This window comes from Streptomyces torulosus, assembly GCF_001419765.1.
In the GTDB taxonomy this organism is placed as follows: domain Bacteria; phylum Actinomycetota; class Actinomycetes; order Streptomycetales; family Streptomycetaceae; genus Streptomyces; species Streptomyces torulosus.
Genome location: NZ_LIRK01000884.1, coordinates 1 through 1,433 on the forward strand (window position 1 = coordinate 1; position 1,433 = coordinate 1,433).

Genomic DNA, 1,433 nt, shown 5'->3' on the forward strand with positions numbered 1-1,433 from the left:
CGGCCGAGGCTCTCGTCGTATGTGGCGGAGTCCGCCCAGAAGCGGGAGATCTGCAGCAGCATCTCGGCGCCCTTGGTGTGCAGGAACTCGGCGTCGCCGCTCGCCTCGCAGTACTGCCAGACGTTGTACGCGATCGCCGACCCGACGTGGCGCTGGAGCCGGGAGTGGTCGGGCAGCCAGCGCCCGGAGCGCGGGTTGAGGTGCAGTTCCTGGGTCTCCTCCCGGCCGTCGCTGCCGCTCTGCCACGGGTACAGGGCACCGCGTCGTCCCACGGCGCGCGCGGCGGCGCAGGCCTGGTCCAGGCGCCGGTGGCGGTAGCGGAGCAGGGCGCGCGACACCTCCGGGAAGTGCAGGTTCAGATACGGCAGCACGAACAGCTCGTCCCAGAAGACATGGCCCCGGTAGGCCTCCCCGTGCAGCCCCCGGGCGGGTACGCCGACGTCGAGGTCGGCGGTGTGCGGGGACAGGGTCTGCAGGACGTGGAAGAGGTGCAGCCGCAGGATGGGGCCTGCCTCACCGGGCACCTCCAGGTCGGCGCGGCGCCACAGCTGGGCCCAGGCGGTGGTGTGTGCCGCGAGCAGGCCGTCGAAGCCGGGGGCGCCGCNNGCGGCGCGCAGCGGGTCGCTGATCGCCGGATCGCGGGAGGTGTGCAGGGCCACGGTCTTGTCGACGGTGCGGGTGGTGCCGGGCGCCAGACGCAGCCGGACGGCCTGGACGGCGTACCGGGGTGTGTGCCGGTCGCGGACGGGGGACCCGGCCGTCAGGCGGGCCGCCATGCCGACGCGGATGTCGGAGGTGCGGGTGCGGCAGCGCAGCCACACCGTGTCCGAGCCGGTGGAACCGGTGTGCACATGGGTGAGGTGGTGGCCGTCCAGGTCGCGGTAGCGGGGCACGCCGGCGTTGGTGACCCCGCCGTCGAGCAGGGCCTCGATCTCCAGCTCCGTCGTGTCCGTCACCCCGTCGACCGTGAACTCGGTGCGCAGCGCGGCGAGATGGGGGTCGGCCATGTGCACGAGGCGCCGCTGCCGCACCTCCAGGGTGCGTCGCGCGTCGAGCGCGTACGTGGTCCGGCGCTCCAGGGTGCCCGTGGACAGGTGGAGGGCCTGGCGGTGGTCGAGCACGGTGCCCGTGTCCGGGGTGAGCCACTGCTGTCCGGGCAGGCGGAAGCGCAGCGGCAGCCAGTTCGGGAGGTTGACCATGTCCTCGTTGTCGACCCGGCGCCCCGCGACGTCGGAGGTGAGCCGGTTGTAGCAGCCGNNGTAGTGCACGCTGTCGGCGGCGCATTCGGGCAGGGCCCCTCGGGTGGCGAAGCAGCCGTTGCCGAGGGTGCACAGCGACTCTCTCAGCCGCTCGTCGGCGGCCTCGTAGCCCTCGTACTCCCATGTCCAGCCGGTCACTCCGCCAGTATCGAAGAGAGCGGGGCTCGCGTCCCG

3 pseudogenes are annotated in these 1,433 nt (G+C 73.2%); all 3 read right to left on the minus strand.

The window, feature by feature from the left end:
* A pseudogene (locus tag AOK23_RS51135) lies at nt 1-604 on the minus strand (glycoside hydrolase family 65 protein); the annotation flags it as partial.
* A 2-nt stretch (nt 605-606) separates the two neighbouring features.
* Nucleotides 607-1,257: pseudogene (locus tag AOK23_RS51140) on the minus strand (glycoside hydrolase family 65 protein); the annotation flags it as partial.
* Between the two features lie 2 nt (nt 1,258-1,259).
* Nucleotides 1,260-1,397, minus strand: a pseudogene (locus AOK23_RS51145) (hypothetical protein); the annotation flags it as partial.
* Nucleotides 1,398-1,433 lie beyond the last annotated feature (36 nt).